General features: G+C 61.4%; 11 protein-coding genes and 1 tRNA gene. 9 read left to right on the forward strand and 3 right to left on the reverse strand.

The annotated features are described in order from the left end of the window. Nucleotides 1-250: 250 nt before the first annotated feature. The 8 genes from bcp to HMPREF2605_RS08775 all read left to right on the forward strand — a co-directional run bounded on the left by bcp (nt 251) and on the right by HMPREF2605_RS08775 (nt 9,778). Nucleotides 251-727 (forward strand): thioredoxin-dependent thiol peroxidase, encoded by a 477-nt coding sequence (bcp, locus tag HMPREF2605_RS08740; RefSeq protein WP_005508643.1) that lies wholly within the window; start codon nt 251-253, stop codon nt 725-727. Nucleotides 728-913: 186 nt separating this feature from the next. Then, a tRNA-Leu gene (locus HMPREF2605_RS08745) sits at nt 914-995 on the forward strand. Nucleotides 996-1,144: 149 nt separating this feature from the next. Next, on the forward strand, nt 1,145-3,409 hold the full coding sequence (locus tag HMPREF2605_RS08750; protein WP_070848049.1) for an ABC transporter substrate-binding protein: 2,265 nt from the start codon (nt 1,145-1,147) through the stop codon (nt 3,407-3,409). Nucleotides 3,410-3,619: 210 nt separating this feature from the next. Further along, entirely contained in the window at nt 3,620-5,101 is a 1,482-nt protein-coding gene (locus tag HMPREF2605_RS08755) for a malate:quinone oxidoreductase (protein ID WP_049356593.1), read from the forward strand. Between the two features lie 261 nt (nt 5,102-5,362). Further along, on the forward strand, nt 5,363-6,754 hold the full coding sequence (locus HMPREF2605_RS08760; RefSeq protein ID WP_070848052.1) for a YihY/virulence factor BrkB family protein: 1,392 nt from the start codon (nt 5,363-5,365) through the stop codon (nt 6,752-6,754). 100 nt (nt 6,755-6,854) lie between these two features. Then, nucleotides 6,855-7,895: an alpha/beta hydrolase gene (locus HMPREF2605_RS08765; RefSeq protein ID WP_070848054.1), complete on the forward strand. Its 1,041-nt coding sequence runs from the start codon at nt 6,855-6,857 to the stop codon at nt 7,893-7,895. A gap of 134 nt (nt 7,896-8,029) precedes the next feature. Further along, entirely contained in the window at nt 8,030-9,121 is a 1,092-nt protein-coding gene (locus HMPREF2605_RS08770) for an S-(hydroxymethyl)mycothiol dehydrogenase (protein ID WP_049354328.1), read from the forward strand. 9 nt (nt 9,122-9,130) lie between these two features. Then, on the forward strand, nt 9,131-9,778 hold the full coding sequence (locus HMPREF2605_RS08775) for an MBL fold metallo-hydrolase (protein ID WP_070848056.1): 648 nt from the start codon (nt 9,131-9,133) through the stop codon (nt 9,776-9,778). Between the two features lie 174 nt (nt 9,779-9,952). Here the strand turns inward: HMPREF2605_RS08775 and HMPREF2605_RS08780 are convergent, their stop codons facing one another. The 3 genes from HMPREF2605_RS08780 to HMPREF2605_RS08790 all read right to left on the reverse strand — a co-directional run bounded on the left by HMPREF2605_RS08780 (nt 9,953) and on the right by HMPREF2605_RS08790 (nt 16,055). Next, nucleotides 9,953-11,542, reverse strand: a complete 1,590-nt coding sequence (locus HMPREF2605_RS08780; protein WP_246828197.1) for an MFS transporter — start codon at nt 11,540-11,542, stop codon at nt 9,953-9,955. Between the two features lie 65 nt (nt 11,543-11,607). Beyond that, a complete protein-coding gene (locus tag HMPREF2605_RS08785) occupies nt 11,608-14,862 on the reverse strand; it encodes an AAA family ATPase (RefSeq protein WP_070848057.1) in 3,255 nt (1,084 codons plus the stop codon). Further along, on the reverse strand, nt 14,859-16,055 hold the full coding sequence (locus HMPREF2605_RS08790) for an exonuclease SbcCD subunit D (RefSeq protein WP_070848059.1): 1,197 nt from the start codon (nt 16,053-16,055) through the stop codon (nt 14,859-14,861). The genes HMPREF2605_RS08785 and HMPREF2605_RS08790 overlap by 4 nt, the downstream gene beginning before the upstream one ends. 311 nt (nt 16,056-16,366) lie before the next feature. Here HMPREF2605_RS08790 and HMPREF2605_RS08795 point away from each other — a divergent pair, with 311 nt between their 5' ends. Then, nucleotides 16,367-17,515 carry an ADP-ribosylglycohydrolase family protein gene (locus HMPREF2605_RS08795; protein ID WP_070848061.1) on the forward strand — a complete coding sequence of 383 codons (1,149 nt, stop codon included), beginning with the start codon at nt 16,367-16,369 and terminating at the stop codon, nt 17,513-17,515. Nucleotides 17,516-17,827 lie beyond the last annotated feature (312 nt).

The raw sequence follows: 17,827 nt of genomic DNA on the forward strand, positions 1-17,827 counted from the left end.
ATTGCTCTGCCAATTGAGCTAGAGGCGCTTGTTTTGTTTTTCAAGGTTTCCCTTGCAACAGAAAAATACTATACGCGAGTTTTTGTGGTGTACGCAAGTTGATTTGTGGTGAACCTGGACACATTGTTTGGGTGGGGTGTGTGGGACACTAGACTGTGTGTATTGCATGGGGCGCGTCCGCCCTTGGTACTGTGTGGGGCGCATCCGCCGCTCCCCTGCTGATCTCTATTGATGTTTTGAGGAGTTATTGATGAGCGTTCGTCTTGAGCCGGGCACCCCGGCCCCTGCTTTTACCCTTGCTGATGCGTCAGGTAAGGAGCACAGTCTGAGTGATTATGCGGGCAGCAAGGTGATTTTGTATTTTTACCCGAAGGCTTCGACTCCGGGTTGTACTAAGGAGGCGTGCGATTTCCGCGATAATTTGGCGTCGTTGAAGTCGTTGGGTTACGTGGTGTTGGGTGTTTCTCCGGATTCGCCGGCGGCTATTGCGCGTTTTGTGGAGAAGGAGTCGTTGACGTTCCCGCTACTGTCTGATGCTGATCATGCTGTGGCTGAGGCGTATGGTGCATGGGGTGAGAAGAAGAATTACGGCAAGGTGTATGAGGGCCTGATTCGTTCGACGTTTGTGATTGATGAGCAGGGTGTTATTTCTGTGGCTCAGTACAATGTGCGTGCGACGGGTCATGTGGCGAAGTTGCGTCGTGATTTGGGTATTGACCCGAAGTAGGGTCACGTTTTCTGGGGTTTGTGTATCGCCGTTCTACTGCTTCTTGAGAGGGCTGTTGTTCGGCGTGTTTGCGGACTTTTTGCCCTATGAGGGCTTCTTTTAAGGCTTGGAGAACCTGGGTTCCTGGTGTACACTAATTTTTTGTTGCCTCAGACGCATGCATCTTCGGATGTGGGGTGACGCTACGCGCGAGTGGTGAAATTGGCAGACACGCAGGATTTAGGTTCCTGTGCCTTATGGCGTGGGGGTTCAAGTCCCCCCTCGCGCACACACATTCACATTGGGCCCGCCGTCACGGTTTTCGTGGCGGCGGGTTCTCTTGTATGCGCCTTGCCGGGGTGGGCGTGTCTCGCCCGGTTGGGTGTTGAACCGTTATCCTGAAAGATAAGCATCCGCGACGGAAGAGAGGACCCTCCCGTGCAGCATCAGCCTTATGCATCGTCAGCTGTTGGCAGTTCTGATGCGCTGCTGCGAGCTACTGCCGGCTCGAGTGGCTTGAGTCGACGTGCCGTTTTGCGTTTTGGCGCGCTTTTTAGTGCTGGTTTGGCGCTTTCTGCGTGTTCTGGTCAGTCTTCTGCTGGTTCGTCAGCTGGTTCTTCGGCGAGTGCGTCGTCTGCTGATGCGCGTCGCGTGTTTCGGTTTGCGCAGGGTGCGGCGCCGTTGGGTTTGGACCCGGTGTTGTTTCCTGTGGCGAGTACGTATCAGGTGACGGCGCAGGTTTTGCAGACGTTGTTGGTGGCGAATCATTACACGGGTGATCCTGAGGTTCAGGATTCGTTGTGTAGTGAGTGGACGGTTTCTGATGACCGCTTGGTGCATACGTTTGTGTTGCGTGAGGCGCATTTTAGTAACGGTTCTGCGTTGACTGCGGATGCTGTGGTGCAGAATTTCCAGAGGTGGCAGACGTTGGCTACGGGTGAGGGTACTGCTGCTCATGCGGTGCCTGCTCAGCCGTTGTTTGCGTGGGGTTTTGGTGTGCCGAAGCCGGGTTCTATTGATCCTTCGGCGGTGGAGCCTGCGCCGGTTCAGGCGTCTCCGTCGGGTGCGACGACTCCGTCTGCTTCAGTGAGTGCGTCTGCTTCTGCAAGTGCTTCCCCGTCTGCTTCTGCGAGTGCCTCTGAGACTGCTACCCCGAGCGCGTCTGCTTCTGCAAGTGCTTCCCCGTCTGCTTCTGCGAGTGCCTCTGAGACTGCTACCCCGAGCGCGTCTGCTTCTGCATCGACTTCTGCGAGCGCTTCTGATGCTGCGCATCCGGGCGATAAGAAGGGTGCGCAGAAGTCGGATTCCGCTCAGTCCTCTGTGGTGCAGTCGTTCTTGCCGTTGGTTTCGTCGGTGGTGGCGAAGGGTAACTCTGTGGTGGTGACGCTGTCGCGTCCTTCTCTGGCATTCCCGCGTATTTTGACGCAGCAGGCGTTTGGCATTATTGATCCTTCGCTTTTTGGTGCGGATCAGAAGCTGACGGGTAGCCCGGTGGGTACGGGTGCGTTCCGTGTGGAGTCGTTCGAGGCCGGCACGGTTCGCTTGCTGAAGAATACCCATTTTGATGGTCAGGCACCTGAGCTGGATGAGATTCAGATTTCGACCCTCACTTCGTCGGATAAGCGTTATTTTGCGCTGATGGAGGGTCACATTGATGCGTGTGATCAGGTGAATTCGTCTGATCTGGGTCAGTTGGCGCGTGATGGCTATCAGACGCCGGGCCGTGACCCGTTCTCGCTGGTGTATTTGGGTTTGAATACGGCGCATCCGGTGTTGAAGAATATTTCGGTGCGTCGCGCTATTTCGCATGCTGTGGATCGCGGTGCACTACGTCAGTATTATCCGCAGGGCACCTCGGATGCGCAGACGCTGATTTCGCCGTCGTTCCGCATTAAGGCTGATGACGCGAAGGATTACACGGACCGTAATCAGGATATGGCGCGCTCACTGTTGGCAACTGCTGGGTACGACAATCAGGTGATTGAGTGTTACTACCCTGCCGATGTGTCTCTGCCGTGGATGGATACTCCGCAGAAGGTGTATTCGGAGATGGTGGCTTCGCTGATTGAGGTGGGCCTGAATATTAAGCCGGTGCCTCTGCCGTGGTCTGAGTATCTGTCGAAGAGCCGTGAGGTTTCTTCTGAGCGCGGTATTACCTTGGCGGGTTTCTACGGCATGTACCGTGACCCGTATGCGTTCTTTGGTCCGGTGTTGGCGCCGCTGATTGCTGAGCATCAGGTGCGTTCGTTGATTGCTAATGCGCCGTCGGATATGACGACTGGTTTGACGAAGAAGAGTTCTGATGTGCCGTCGTCGGGTGGTGCGAATTCGAATGTGCGGATTTCTGCGACTCCGAGCCCGCAGCCGAGTTATTCGCCGGACCCGTTGATGCCTGAGGAGGAGGCTTCGGCTTCTGCTTCGCCGAGCCCGTCGGCGTCACCTTCGCCGCAGCCTACTGCTGTGGCGGTGGCGCCGTCGCCTCGTTTTACTGAGATTTTGGAGGCGATTCGTACCGCGGACTCTGCCGATTCGGTGGATTCGCAGCGCGAGTTGTATGCGAAGGTTGTGTCTCAGTTGGGTCAGTTCATGCCGGCGGTTCCGTTGCTGAATGTGACGTCTAAGGTGGCGGTGAGCCGTGAGGTTCAGGGCTATCAGACGGAGCAGAATGCGATTGAGCTGTTTGGAAAACTGCGTAAGTTGTAGGCAGTTCAGGTTTGAGTGTTGCATTGTGCGCATGTTTGGCGTGCTCTGGAGGGTTTTTACCCTCCAGGGAAGCTAACATGTGAACTGCAACACTCTCCTGTTATTTGCTGATTCTAGCTATGCCTCCCCCGCTAAAAGGAGTAGGCTAGATGATGTACCCCACAGTCATTGTGCCCGAGGATGGGCACCCTCACCCTAAGGGAGAACTCAGTGGTAGCACGTACTGAACGAACCGACGTCGTCCTGGTCGGCGGCGGCATCATGAGCGCCACCCTCGGCGTGTTCCTCAAGGAGCTCGAACCGACCTGGAATATTATCCTGCTCGAACGCCTCGACAAGGTTGCTCAGGAATCCTCCAACCCCTGGAATAACGCAGGTACCGGCCACTCGGCACTGTGCGAGCTCAACTACGCCCCCGCTGGTCCCGACGGTACTGTCTCCGCTGCCAAGGCGCTGAACATTAACGAGCAGTTCCAGGTTTCCCGCCAGTTCTGGGCTTCCCTGACTGAGAAGAATATTCTGACTGACACCAGCTTCATCAACCCGGTCCCCCACATGTCCCTGGTCTTCGGCGAAGACCACTCCAAGTACCTGGCTGCGCGCTACGATTCTTTCCGCAAGGAGAAGCTCTTCGAGCGTATGCAGTTCTCCAATGACCGCGAGAAGATTGGCGAATGGGCACCGCTGACCGTCAAGGGCCGCAAGGGTAACGAGCCGATGGCTGCAACCTGGTCCCCCGAAGGTACCGACGTGAACTTCGGCTCCCTCACCGAGCAGCTGGTCGATTACCTGCAGACCAAGGGTGTTGAGGTTCGCTACGGCTACCAGGTCACCAACCTGAACCGCGAATCGAACGGTTCCTGGCAGGTTGAGGCGATTAACCGCATCAACAAGGATGAGCCTCTGAGCATCAACGCGAAGTTCGTGTTCCTCGGTGCCGGCGGTGGCGCCCTGCACCTGTTGCAGAAGTCCGGCATTGAAGAGGGTAAGGGCTACGGCGGCTTCCCCGTCTCCGGCCTGTTCCTGCGCAACACCCACGAGGCAACCGCAAACCAGCACAACGCTAAGGTGTACGGTCAGGCTTCGGTGGGTGCACCTCCCATGTCTGTTCCCCACCTGGACACCCGCTACGTGGACGGCAAGCGTGCTCTGCTCTTCGGCCCCTACGCCGGTTTCAAGACAAACTTCTTGAAGCAGGGTTCCGTGCTAGATCTGCCGAAGTCCCTGCGCCTGCACAACCTGTACCCCATGACCCGTGCAGGTCTGGATAACTTCTCCCTTGTCAAGTACCTGCTCTCCGAGCTGGTCAAGGACAAGAACGCTCGCCTGGAGACCCTGCACCAGTACTACCCCGAGGCTGACGGCGGCGAGTGGGAGCTCATCGAGGCTGGTCAGCGCGTCCAGATCATGAAGAGGGACGCGAAGAAGGGCGGCATCCTGCAGTTCGGTACCGAGGTTGTCTCCGCAGCGGACGGCTCTATCGCGGCTCTGCTGGGTGCATCCCCCGGTGCTTCCACCGCGGCTCCGATTATGCTGAACCTGCTGGCTAAGTGCTTCCCCTCCAAGATTGCCGGTTGGGAGCCTCGCCTGAAGGAGCTTATCCCCGGTTACGGCGTGAAGCTCAACGACAACCCGGATCTGGCTGATGAGCTGATGGCTCACACCGCTAAGGTTCTGGGTATTCACAACTAGTTTTCAGTTAGGCTCAGCAGGTAGCTTTATACCCTAGCTGACAAGCCTTTTTGAGGCTTTTCGGGGCGGTTACCCTCTCTAACTGACCGACAGGTCAGCTATCTGCACTCGCAGAAAAATGCGGGAGGGTTAGAAAACCCTATAATGTCACCGCAGGGGCGGGAAGGACAGCTCATTGTTCTCCTCGCCCCTTCTGTGCGCCCACACGCTGAAGCTCATAGGCGCACCACTGTGTACACCCCACTCATTCAAGGAGCCCCATTGGCTGCACACACCGGCTCTTCCACGGACACCTCCTCAACCCAGGTATCCGCCGGAGCTCGACGCGGACTCTTCTCCCGTAAGAAGAAGCCCGCAGCCCCCAAGTACGCAAGCGTGAAACTGCGCGACTTCCCCAAGGGCAGCATCCTCTACATTCTGCGCCGTGCCATCTACAAATTCGGCGCAAACGGCGGCACCGACATGGCGGCAGCACTCACCTACTTCACCGTGCTGTCCATCTTCCCCGCCCTGCTGGCAATCGTCTCCCTACTGGGCGTATTTGGTCACGGTGAGGAAAGCGCCGCCGTCATCCTCGCCTTCCTCAAGGACAACGCGCCCGCCCAGATGTACGCCATTATGGAAGACCCCATCAAGCAGATTACCGGCGACCATGGCGCAGGACTGGTGTTGTTGACCGGTATCCTCAGTGCGATCTGGTCCGCCTCCGGGTACACCGGATCCTTCGGCCGAGCTCTCAACACGGTCTACAACGTGCGTGAAGGTCGCCCCGGCTGGATTCTCAAGCCGTTGAACGTCTTCGTCACCACCGTGATTATCATCCTCGTGGTACTCATGATGCTCATGATGCTGCTGGGTGTAACCGTCCTGGACATGGTCGGTCAGTACGTGCCCGCGACCGTCGACATGGAGCTCATCAAGCTCATCTGGCTCAACGGCCGCTGGGTCCTCATCCTGTTCATGGCAATCGCCCTGATCACTCTGCTCTACGCCGCAACCCCGAACGTGCGCCGCTTCAAACAGTGGAAGCTCTCCCCCGGTGCGGCGCTGGCGCTCTTCGGCATGAGCCTGGGCGGTTTCGGCTTCACCCTCTACGCCAACAACTTCAGCAAGTACAACGCCACCTACGGCCTCATTGGTGGTGTGATTGTGATGCTGCTGTTCATCTGGATTATGAACAATATGCTTCTCTTCGGTGCGCACCTGGACGCAGAAATCATGCTCATGCGCCAGGTACTCGCCGGCGAAGACGACCACGGACACCTGAAGGTTCAGCCGCGCAGCACCACCGCATCCCGTGCGATGAAAGAACAGCGCGAACGCCTCATGTCCGCCGGACGCGAATTGCAGCAGCAGGCGGCAGGCCAGGGCATGCTCCCCAAGCCGAAGGGCCCCTCCATTGCCGCTCGCGTGCAGAAGGCGGTGGACACCAACACCACCATGATTCGCACGTTCATTGCCGACGGTAAGGAACGCATCGAAAACGGTAAGGAACAGCTGCAGCAGAAGCAGGCTAAGGCCGATGCCGCCGAAACTCAGGCTTCTGAGGCAACCGCGGCGAAGGCAGAAGCGAGCGCAAAGGCTGAACCTCAGCAGGAGGCGCTCTTCGACCTGGGCACCGATAACTCAACCGGTGCGGCACAGAAGAACTAAGCGGCAGCTCAGCTGAGCGCGTACCGCCTCAACGCATCAAGGGCGCGAGATAGAAAAGGGCGCAGGACAGAAACCCCGCGTTGGTCACTAAGATAGACATATGACCAGTGCAGATTTCTCTCCCGCGCCCTTTGCCGTACCCAATGCTGTTGTACCCGGCACTACCCTGCCCGACCTCGAGTACACCCTCTACCAGCCGCAGCAGCTCAAAAGCCGCGTCCCTGCCCTCATGATTCACGGCTTTGCCACCCGCGGCGAGCAGCTCTACGGCGGCACCAGCTGGATTCGCCAGTACCTGCGCGCGGGATACCCCGTGCTGATTGTTACCCTGCCCTACCACTCAGACGAATACCTCAAAGACCCCGAGTCCATGCACGCCATCGACTGCAAGCTCCCCAACAACACGGGCGTGCGTAGCGGCACGATTCCGTTCGATTCGGTGCCCCCTGTCGATGCGGTGCCCTCCGTTGATGCGGCGGGCCGGCCGCTGACCCCCATGCACCTATTCACCACTATGCTTGCCCAGCTGCTGCGCACCGTCGCCACCGAGAACGACCTCGGCGTTGAACTGGAGCCCCGCGCGCACGTTATCGGCTTCTCCTTCGGCGCGCGCGTCGGCTGGGAACTCGCCCTCACCCACCCGGAGGCGGTCGCATCCCTCACCCTGGGCGGCCTGCCCCTGCACGACCACCTCATTACCCTGCGCGCCATGCTCGAAGCGCACGAGGGAACCAGCGTCACGGCGGATGGTGAAACCCCGGCGGCAGACTCCACCGACGAGGCGATTGCCTCCTTCACCTCGATCATTGACAACTCCCCCATTCAACCCGACGCGCTGCTGAAGTTCGTGAGGATTCCCTTCGGCCCGTTCTTCAACGTGCCCGCCCTGCGTGCCGGATCCCCCGACCTGCCTGCGGGTCACCCGGGCGCGCATCCGCACGCGCCCATTGCGGTCGTGCTCGGTGACGCGGACACCATCGCCGCCGACGGTGCCGAACTCTACGACATGGTGCGCGGCGACAACCCGCTCAACCGCTTCATCTCCCTGCCCGGCCGCGACCACGTGAACGCACTGACCTCGGGCGCATTCCGACGCGGTGCGCTCACCTTTGCGGCAGAGGTGGAGGCGACAACGTCATAAAACGTCACATTCACCTGGGGGCTTCACGCTCAGCCCCGGGGTGCATCAGGTATGCCTTAGCTCTTAGAATGGGAACGTATCAAAAAACCTTTATCTGCGGTTGAACCTCAGCCGCGCCTTAGCAAAGGAGCACCATGCACAAGGTTAAGGCTGTCGTAGCCCTCTCCCAGGACGCGCCCGTCACCGTCACCACCATCAACGTACCCGACCCCGGCAAGGGCGAAGCACTCGTCAAGGTCCTCACCTGCGGTGTCTGCCAGACCGACCACCACTACGTCACCGGCGGCGTCGGCCAGGACTTCCCCTACCTGCTCGGCCACGAGTCCGCAGGTATCGTCGAGGCTGTCGGTGATGACGTCACCGACATCGCCCCCGGCGACCTGGTCATCCTCAACTGGCGTGCCGTCTGCGGCGAGTGCCGTGCCTGCCGCAAGGGTCAGCCGCAGTACTGCTTCGCAACCCACAACGCAACCCAGAAGATGACCCTCGAGGACGGCACCGAACTCACCCCCGCACTGGGTATCGGCTCCTTCGCTGAGAAGACCCTCGTCGCAGCCGGTCAGTGCACCAAGATCACCGCTGACATCAGCCCCGAACAGTACGCAGCCATCGGTCTGCTCGGTTGCGGCGTTACCGCAGGTCTGGGTGCTGTTCTGAACACCGGTGAGCTCAAGCGCGGCGAGTCCGTCGCAGTCATCGGCTGCGGCGGCGTCGGAACCGCAGCAATTGCAGGCGCACAGCTCGGTGGCGCAACCACCATCATCGCCGTCGACATCGACGAAGAGAAGCTGGCACGCGCACGCGAGCACGGCGCAACCCACACCGTGAACTCCTCCAAGGTCGACCCCGTCGAAGCCATCAAGGAACTCACCGGCGGCTTCGGTGCAGACCTCGTCATCGACGCTGTCGGCATCGCCCCCACCTTCAAGCAGGCATTCGAAGCACGCGACCTGGCTGGCCGCGTCGTCCTCGTCGGCGTGCCCGCGCCCGGCACCACCTGGGACATCCCGCTGGACGAGGTGTTCGGCCGCGGCGGCTCCATCAAGAGCGCATGGTACGGCGACACCCTGCCCTCCCGCGACTTCCCCGAGTTCGTGGACCAGTACCTGCTCGGCCGCCTCGACCTGGACGGCTTCGTCTCCGAGCGCATCCGCCTCGAAGACGTCAACGAAGCATTCGAAACCATGAAGACCGGCCGCGTGCTGCGCTCGGTCGTGGAACTCTAGGAGCGTAGCGTGAGCGAACGTATTGAACGAGTCGTCACCTCCGGCACCTTCTCGCTGGACGGCGGCTGCTGGGACGTCGACAACAACGTCTGGATCATCGGCAATGACTCCTCCGTGATCATCATTGACCCTGCCCACGACGTCGACAAGATCTCCCGCACCGTCGCAGGCCGCACCGTGGAGAAGATCCTGCTGACCCACGCCCACGACGACCACATCCGCAGCGCCAAAGAGGCGGCAGAACGCTTCGGCGCACCCGTCTACCTGAACCCCGCGGACCGTGTGCTCTGGGAAATGGTGTACCCCTCCTGGGACTTCGACCACGAGCTCGCTGACGGCGACGTACTGCGCATCGGCGAGACCGAGCTGACCGTCCTGGCAACCCCCGGCCACTCCCCCGGCTCCGTGTGCTTCTACGCACCCAACCTCAGCTGGGAGAACAGCGAAGGCGTCGTCTTCTCCGGCGACACCCTCTTCAACGGCGGCCCCGGCGCAACCGGACGCTCCTACAGCGACTTCGACACCATCATCGAGTCGATCTCGACCCGCCTGCTGACCCTGCCCGAGTCCACCGCGGTCCTCACCGGCCACGGCGACAGCACCGGCATCGGTCTGGAGGCGCCCGAGCTTCCCGCATGGATCAAGCGCGGTCACTAAAACGGCAGCCTCACTGAGGCGCAAAAACCGGTACACAAAAGGCGGAGGCCCCACCACCCACAGAAGGTGGCGGGGCATCCGCCTTTTAGTATGCGTTCGCAACGCTCAAGCTCAGATGCGTTCGGTCGAGCTGCGCGCCGAATTAGCCATGTGCCGAATTAGCCATGTGCCGAACTAGCTACGCGCCGTCTCAGACAAAGGAGTCAGCTGCTCCTCATGCTCAGAACGCCACAGGTAGCCGTACAAATGACCCAACGCAAAATACAGCGTCGCAATAATCACCGGCACCATAAACGCATTACGGTAATACGGAGCATCGCCCATATAGCCGCCCCACATACTACCCATCGCAAGACCAATACCCAGCATCGAACGGGTAAAGAAGCTCGCCTGCGCATCAGGAATGTGCTTCAGAGAACGGTTCAGCCACAGCTCATGACCGCCAAACGCCACACCCAGCACCGCACCACACAGCACCAACGCATAGAAAATCGTGGACGTATCATCGCTCGCCGGCAAATACAGTGCCGCCATAATCAGCAGAACGCCACTCGCCAGCCAGCCGTGCCACGGGTTCACCGAACGGGCACCCAAAACCACGGGGAAAGACACAAGCACCATCGCGCCGGTACCGGTCGCAACCATCGCCATGAACAGGTTCATCGAACCGTGAATCAGCGAGAAGCCCAGCAGACCCGAACCGACCGCGCCCATACACGCACCCAGCAGCACCAGACCAAGAATCAACACCACCGTCTGCTTATTCGGACGGACCAGATTCTTCGGCGGAGACATGCGAATACGCGAAATATCCGGCAGCCACATCGGCGCGGCCAGAACCACAATGAACAGTAGCGCATCCAGAATCATCGTGATCCAGAAGCCCGCATACTCATGATTCGGGGTGAGGTACGCATCGCCCAGCCGCACCAGCAGAGCAGCCAGCGGGTACATCGACAGGTTCGCCGTCGTCCCCCAAGAAACAGCTGTCGACAAGCGAACATCACTGTACTTATAGTTGCGGCGGTACAGCGACTCCAACGCAAACGGCGTCCACGGCGGAGTCGTAAAACCCATCGCCACGCAAGAGAGCGCATGGTATGTCGTACTCACGTTATTCGGGTCAACCGTCAAACGCCAACCAATGACCAGCATATTCAGCACCGCAGCAATATTCAGCACCGACGTAATCGCCAGCAACGCCCTCAAACCCAGGGCACGCACCAGCATCGGGCCGAGCATAATCTGCACCGAATACGCGCCAGCAAACGCCGCCACCGCATAGCCGCCATCATGCACACTACCCAGGTGGCTCGCCAACAGAATATACAGCGCAAACGCCGAAGAAGCCGCCGGAATATGGAACAGAATCGTCAACACATTACGGGCAAAGCCCTCATCACGGAGCACACCGCGCAGATGGTAACGCTGCTCCTTACCGTTACGCAGGAACAACGCCCAATGCTGACGCAAAATATCCGGCACCGAGGCGTTCGTATTAACCTCATCCGCAGTAGGAACCGGTCGCGGCGGCAACTCCTGCAACACGTGGTCGTTACTGCGCACCACATCCGTCAAGGACGTACCCGGAACCGTTGGAATACCCGTGCCCGAAGCACACGACTTATCCGGCGAATCGGAGGCGGGTGCCACCTTCATGGTGCGCGGAGGAACCTCCGGCGCGGATGCGTTAGTGTGCGCATCAGCCGAAGGTTCCACACGATACGTTGAATTCGGTGCCCTGTCCTGAGGTGTCGAGGTCATCATCTCTTTCACGTATAAGCCGCCGGACATGCCATAACAGCAGCCCGGAAGCGAATTTATGCCTACTAGGAGTTTACCCTCACCGACGAGCCGTTCTGACCCTTTTCAACCACAATCTGGGCGGGAATACGGTTCTTCATCTCCTCCACATGCGAAATCAGGCCAATAGTGCGGCCACTATCACGCAGAGATTCAATCGTGCCCATCACCATGTCCAGAGTTTCAGCGTCCAACGTGCCGAAGCCCTCATCAATGAACAGGGTGTCCAGCTCGATGCCGCCGTTATTCGCCTGTACGACCTCCGCCAGACCTAACGCCAACGACAGCGACGCCAAGAACGACTCGCCGCCGGACAGCGACGACGCCTCACGCGGCTCGCCCGTCCAGGTGTCAGTAATCTCCAGGTTCAGGCCACCGCCGGAACGGCTACCCTTCGCACGGTGATCGCTAAACACCATGCCGTAGCGGCCCTCACTCATACGGTCCAGGTGCAGCGACGCCGAGTGCAGAATCCGCTCGAACTCGGCACCCAGCACATAGCTGACCAGGTCAACCTGATGCTCATAACCGCCCAGCGTATCACCGCGGGCAGCCGCCGCCAGGTTCGCCAACATCTGCGCACGGTCATAACGCTGCGCCGTCTTCGCACGGAACGCCGCATACTCACCACGCAGTGCCTGTAGGGAACGCAGAACGCTCTCCCGCTCGCCCTCACGAAGAGTCAAACGGTGCGCCGCCGCACGCAACTGCTCAACCTGCTCACGCACGCCCTGCAGATCATCCGGCGCCTGCTCACCAGCGGCAACACGAGCCGCCACCGCAACAATCGCCTCACGACCAAAGCCCTCAAGAAGGCGGGCATGCTCCAACTCATACGCAGCAACAGCCTGGTCCAGGGCGTCGATGCGCTCGGGGGTGCGCACCGCCGCCTGCACCAGCTCGGCGCTCTCAAACGAAGACTCAACCAGCAGACGCTCAGCCTGCGCCGCCGCCTGGGCATGACGCTCACGCGCCTGGCCCAGCAACAACACCGCACGCGCCAGACGCTGATGCGCCGCGCGGTAGCCCTCCACAGCCTCAACACGCTGCGCGAAACCCACCGCCGCACGGGCAGGCGCCAGCTGCGCCGCAGTAGCCTCACAGCGTGCCGAAGCATCACGGTGACGAGTCTGCGCCTCAACCGCCGCGCCCTCGGTGGTGCGCAGCGCCTCCTGAGCCTTCTGCTGCTCAACCCGCACCCGCTCAGCCTTCGCCTGCACGCCGTCACGCGCCGTCACGCGCGACTGAGCCTGCGTGAGGCGGGTCTGCGCCTGCTGCAGCTGCGCGGCAGTCTGCTCAACATCACACTCGCCCTGGGCAGCCAGAGTCTCGTACTGGGTGCGGGCGGCGGCAAGCGCCTCGGAGGCTTCCTGGTGCGCCTTGGTCGCCCGGTCCTTAGCCAGTTCGTGGGTGCGCGCCTGCTTGTGCGCCTTGTCTTCACGCTCCTTGGCGGCGTCCAGGTCGGCGCGCTCAACCAACTGCTCGCCCTCGGCAATCTGCGCGGGGGCGGGGTGCTCGACCGAGCCGCAGACCGCGCAGGGTTCGCCGTCCTTGAGCTCACGCGCCAGCAGCGAGGACGCCTGGGCGAGGCGCAGCACCTGCAGGTTCTTGAACTCCTCCGTGGCGGCGAGCGCCTGCTGAGCCGAGGCCTGCCATTTTTCCTGCGCCTTCTGCTCGGCGGTGGCGGTGCGCTTGTTCTGCTTCTCAGCCTCAGCAACCGCTGCGGAGGCGGCATCGAGCTTCTGCTGCATCTGCTGAGCGGCGTCGTGCTTCTGCTGCGCCTCGGTGACCAGGTGCGCGGCGAGGGTACGCTCCTCGTCGGCGGTGCTGTAGCCGGCGAGTTCTTCGGCAAGCTCCTCCGCGGCGGCGGTGAGGTTGCTCAGGGTCTTTTCGGCACGCGCCTTATCCTGTTCGAGGGCGTGAGCCTGCTTCAACAGGGCGGCCGCCGTTGCTTCCTCTTCGGCGAGCTGCGCGTCCTGCTTCTGCAGGGCACGCAGGGTATCAAGGAGCGCCTCCAGCTGGGTTTCCTGCTCTGCGGGCTCGAGATCCGGGAGCGCCGCGAAGGTCATCTCTTCGGGGAAGGTGACTTCTGCGGCAGTGTCCTCGTTGCGGAGCGCTTCAAGCAGGGTGCGGCCGTTTTCCTCCAGCGCGGAAGCACACGCCGCGTGTTCCTGTTCCCGGGCGGTGAGCACCTGGGATTCAGCCTGGACCTGCGCATACTGTGCGTGCAGGGGCGCGGCGGCACGCGCCTGCGCCAACTCTTCACGCTGCGCCTTATACTCGTCGGCGCGTTCGGTCAAGCGGGTGCGGCGCTCGCACAGCTGCTCGTATTCGCGCCAGTCTGCCTGCAGCTGGGCGCGTTCGGCGAGTAGGCGGGTGTTCCGGTCGGCTTCATCGCTGAGGCGCTGCTGTTCCTGCTTTTCGCGTGCGGAGGTCTCACGAGCGCGTTCTACCCCGCCGGCGACCCACGCGTCGAGGGTTTCGGCGGTGACACTCTCAGCGGTGAGGTTTTCGGAAGCCTCTTCCCCTACCTCTGCAACATACTCAGAACCCGATTCCACCGCATCCAGTAGCGCCTGCAGGGCGAGCATTTCTACGCGGGCACGTTCAAGGTAGCCGCGCTGGGTGTTTTCGTCCTGAGCGACGTCCTGCTGAGCTTTTTTCGCTTCCTCAAGGAGCGCGTCAAAGAGCTGCTCGTAGTGTTCAACAGGGAACATCTTCTTGAGCAGTTCTTTGCGTTCTTTGGGCTTGGACTTGAGGAATTGCGCGAACTGACCCTGCGGCAGCAACACGACCTTGAGGAATTGTTCTTTGGTCAGGTGGGTGCGTTCGGCGATGGTGCGGTTGACTTCGGCGACGCTGCTGGAGATGGGGGTCCAGGCTTTTTCATCGGCGGGGTCGGCGCCGGGTGCGAGTTCGGCGAGGGTTGCTTTGGCGCTTTCTTCGCGCATCTGGCCTTTGCGGGCGCCGCGGGTGATGGGCTTGTTGTAGGCGGGGGTGCGGTCGATGCGCAGGCGCTTGCCGTGGAGGGTGACGTCGAGTAGCACGCGCGGTTTGGTGCCGCTGTGTGCCGCGTAGGTGGAGTGCAGTTTGGCGGATTCGCGGTCGCTGCTGGTTTCGCCGTAGAGGGCGTAGCAGATGGCGTCGAGGATTGTGGTTTTGCCGGCGCCGGTGGGTCCGTTGAGCAGGAATACACCGGCGTTGTTGAGGGTGTCGAAGTTGATTTCTTGGCGCTTGGGGTATGCCATGAAGGCTTCGAATTCGAGGTTGTGCAGGATCATGCGTTGTCCTTGTGGCTTTTGATGTGGTCGCTGAGGGCGGTGATGACGTCGCGTTCTTCGCTGGTGAGGGGGCGGTTGCGTACGTATTGGTGGAATTGGTCGAAGGTTTCGACGGGGTCTGCGTCGCGGGTGAGGGGTGCGGCGGCGGGTTTTTCGGCGGTGGGTTGGGTGCTGCGGTAGCTGAAGTGGGAGATGGTTTCGTAGCGACTGCGCAGGCGGTCGACGGCGCCGACGGGTAGGGTTTCGTCGGTGAGTTCGATGCGGCAGTAGTAGCCCTGCTCGTAGGGGCTGTTTTCTGGGGCGTTGAGTAGCTGGTCCATGGTGCCGCGCAGGGTTTTCATGTGTACGCGGGTTGCCCATTCGTGGCCGCTGATGGCGGGTTCTTCGCCGGGGGTGAGTTCGATGAGGTAGGCGCCGTTGCGGTTGTGTTCTTCGCTGAATGAGAAGCCGAGGGGCGAGCCGCTGTACCGGATGGTGGGGGTGACGGGGTACCGCTTGTGGATGTGGCCGAGGGCTACGTAGTCGAAGCCGTCGAAGAGGGAGGCGGGTACCCAGTCGATGCCGCCGACGCTGATGTCGCGTTCGGAGTCACTGCGGGGTGTGGTGTCTGCGCTGCCGGCAATGTCACTGCCGGTGGTGTCGCTGACGGTTGCGTGGCTCATGACGATGATGCGGTCGGCACCTTCGCCGCGGGCGCGTCGTTCTGCGGCGTCGGCGCGGATGGCGTCGGTGACGGCGCCGAGGACCGCCTGGTGGGTGGGTTCTACGCCGAGGACGGTGGCGTGCAGGCGCGGCGCGAGGTAGGGGATGGCGTAGACGTGTACGCGCTGGGTGCCGTCGGTGAGTTCGACGGGGCGGGTGGCGTCTTCGAGGCTGGTGCGCAGGTGCACGCCGGAGGCTTCGAAGAACGCGGCGCCGTAGCTGAGGCGGCGGAAGGAGTCGTGGTTGCCGGAGCTGAGGATGACTTGCACGCCGGCGCGCATGAGTCGGGTGAGTGCCTGGTCGAGCAGGGTGGTGCTTTCGGCGGTGGGGATGGTGCTGTCGTAGACGTCGCCGCTGATGAGGAGGGTGTCGATACCTTCGGCGTGCACGTAGTTGAGCAGTTCGTCGATGAACTGCTGGTGTTCGCGGGTGAGGGGGCTGCGGTGGAAGGTGCGGCCGAGGTGCCAGTCGGAGGTGTGCAGAATCTTCATGGTTTCAGTATGGCATTGCGTCTTATTTTGCACCTCACAGTTCGTCATTCGCGGAGGCACCTCACAGCGGCGTAGGTGCTCACGCGGAGCGGGGGCTCCGTCCTCGGTATCTCCACATCCCCGGAGTAGGCACCCCACCGCGGCGTAGGTGCTCATGCGGAGCGGGGGCTCCGTCCTCGAAGCGCCCCCAGGCGCTGAAGAGGGGGCACTCCCCCGCGAGCATGAGCACGAAGCCGTTTGGTATACCCCAACCCCGCGCATCCTGAGCACGAAGCCGCTTATGCTCTAGCCACCCGTGGGATAATCGCCCTATGAGTTTTTCTTCTGTTGAGTTCACGCGTGCACCTGAGGTTTCGGCTGAGTTTGCGAGCCGGGTGCGCGGCCTGTTGCGTGCGTCTGCGCTGGGCGACGCGCTGGGCTATCCCCTTGAGCTACTGTCGGCGGATCAGATCGCGGCGCGCGACCCGAAGCCGTGGGAGTTGGCGTTTGGTGAGCTGCTGGTCAGTGATGATACGCAGCTGACCTGCTACACCCTAGATGGCCTGACGGAGGTTTTGGAGTGGAATAACGAGGGTGCGGCGGCGGATGAGTTGGCGTGTCTGTGGTTGGCGTATTTGCGTTGGTTCCGCGGTATTGGCGAGGTTCTGCCGGAGTCTGCGCCGTTTTCCTTGGACCGTGAAATTGATGAGTCCTCGGAGTTGACGGCGCGTCGCGGTCCGGGTGCGGCGACGTTGCGGGCGTTGGGTTCCGGTGAGATGCAGCTGGTGTCGAAGTCGGTGACTCCCGATGCCCTGGGCAGTGGCGCGTTGGTGCGTTCGGCGGCGTTGGGTGTGTTGCCGGTGGCGCAGGAGCGGACGGTGGTTTTGTTGGCGGTGCGTGCAGCGGCGTTGACGCATGGGCATCCGGAGGCGTTGGCTTCGGCGGCGGCGTATGCGTTGTTGGTTCGTGACCTGTTGGCATCCCCGTCCGGCTCGTTTGATGCGTTGCTGGAGGCGGCGCGCCGTGTGCTTGACTGGTGTGGCACGGTGGGCGCGGATGATTCGATGCCGGGTGATGCTGCGCGTACGGCGGCGGCGCTGAGTCGTGCCCTCGAGCTGCTGGAGGGCGGTACGGTGCCGGTTCCGGAGGCTGTGGCGGAGCATTTTGGTACAGGTTGGACTGCGCCGGAGCTGTTGGGTATGGCTCTCTGGTGCGCGGCGGATGCTGTGAAGAGTCTGCCTGCTGATGCTGACGATGCGGCGGTGCGCGAAGCCCTGTTTGGGGGTTTGTGCTGTGCGGTGTCGGTGGATTCGGATTCGGATTCGGTGGGTGCGATGACGGCGGCGTTGTGGGCGGCGGCTGGTCTGCCGGTGGGTTCGGAACCTGCGGGTGATGCATGGGCCCAGGCGCTGGGTCGTGTGCGCGGCTTGGATCAGGTGGAGGCGGTGGCGGAACGCTATCTGCGCCAGCTGGGTCTGTAGCGGCGCTGAACCTCAACGGCGCAGCGGACATACGTAAACGGCACCGTGGACATGCGTAGCGGGGGCTCCGTCCTCAAGGCGCTCAGCGCCGCAGAGGGGGCACTCCCCCGCGAGCATTGTCCGCGTGCCGGTCGTGCGGAACTGTGCCGCAAGCATTGTCCGCAAGCCGTCGCTCCAACCGCATATAAGTAACAGAAAAGGCTCTCCGGTATCTCGGAGAGCCTTTTCTGTATGCGCTAGAACTAGCAAAACTAAGCCTTTACGGAGTAGCCGGTCACGCGGAGCGGGGGCTCCGTCCTCAAGGCGCTCAGC

Origin of the sequence: Rothia sp. HMSC065C03 (assembly GCF_001837295.1) — a bacterium.
Classification (GTDB): domain Bacteria; phylum Actinomycetota; class Actinomycetes; order Actinomycetales; family Micrococcaceae; genus Rothia.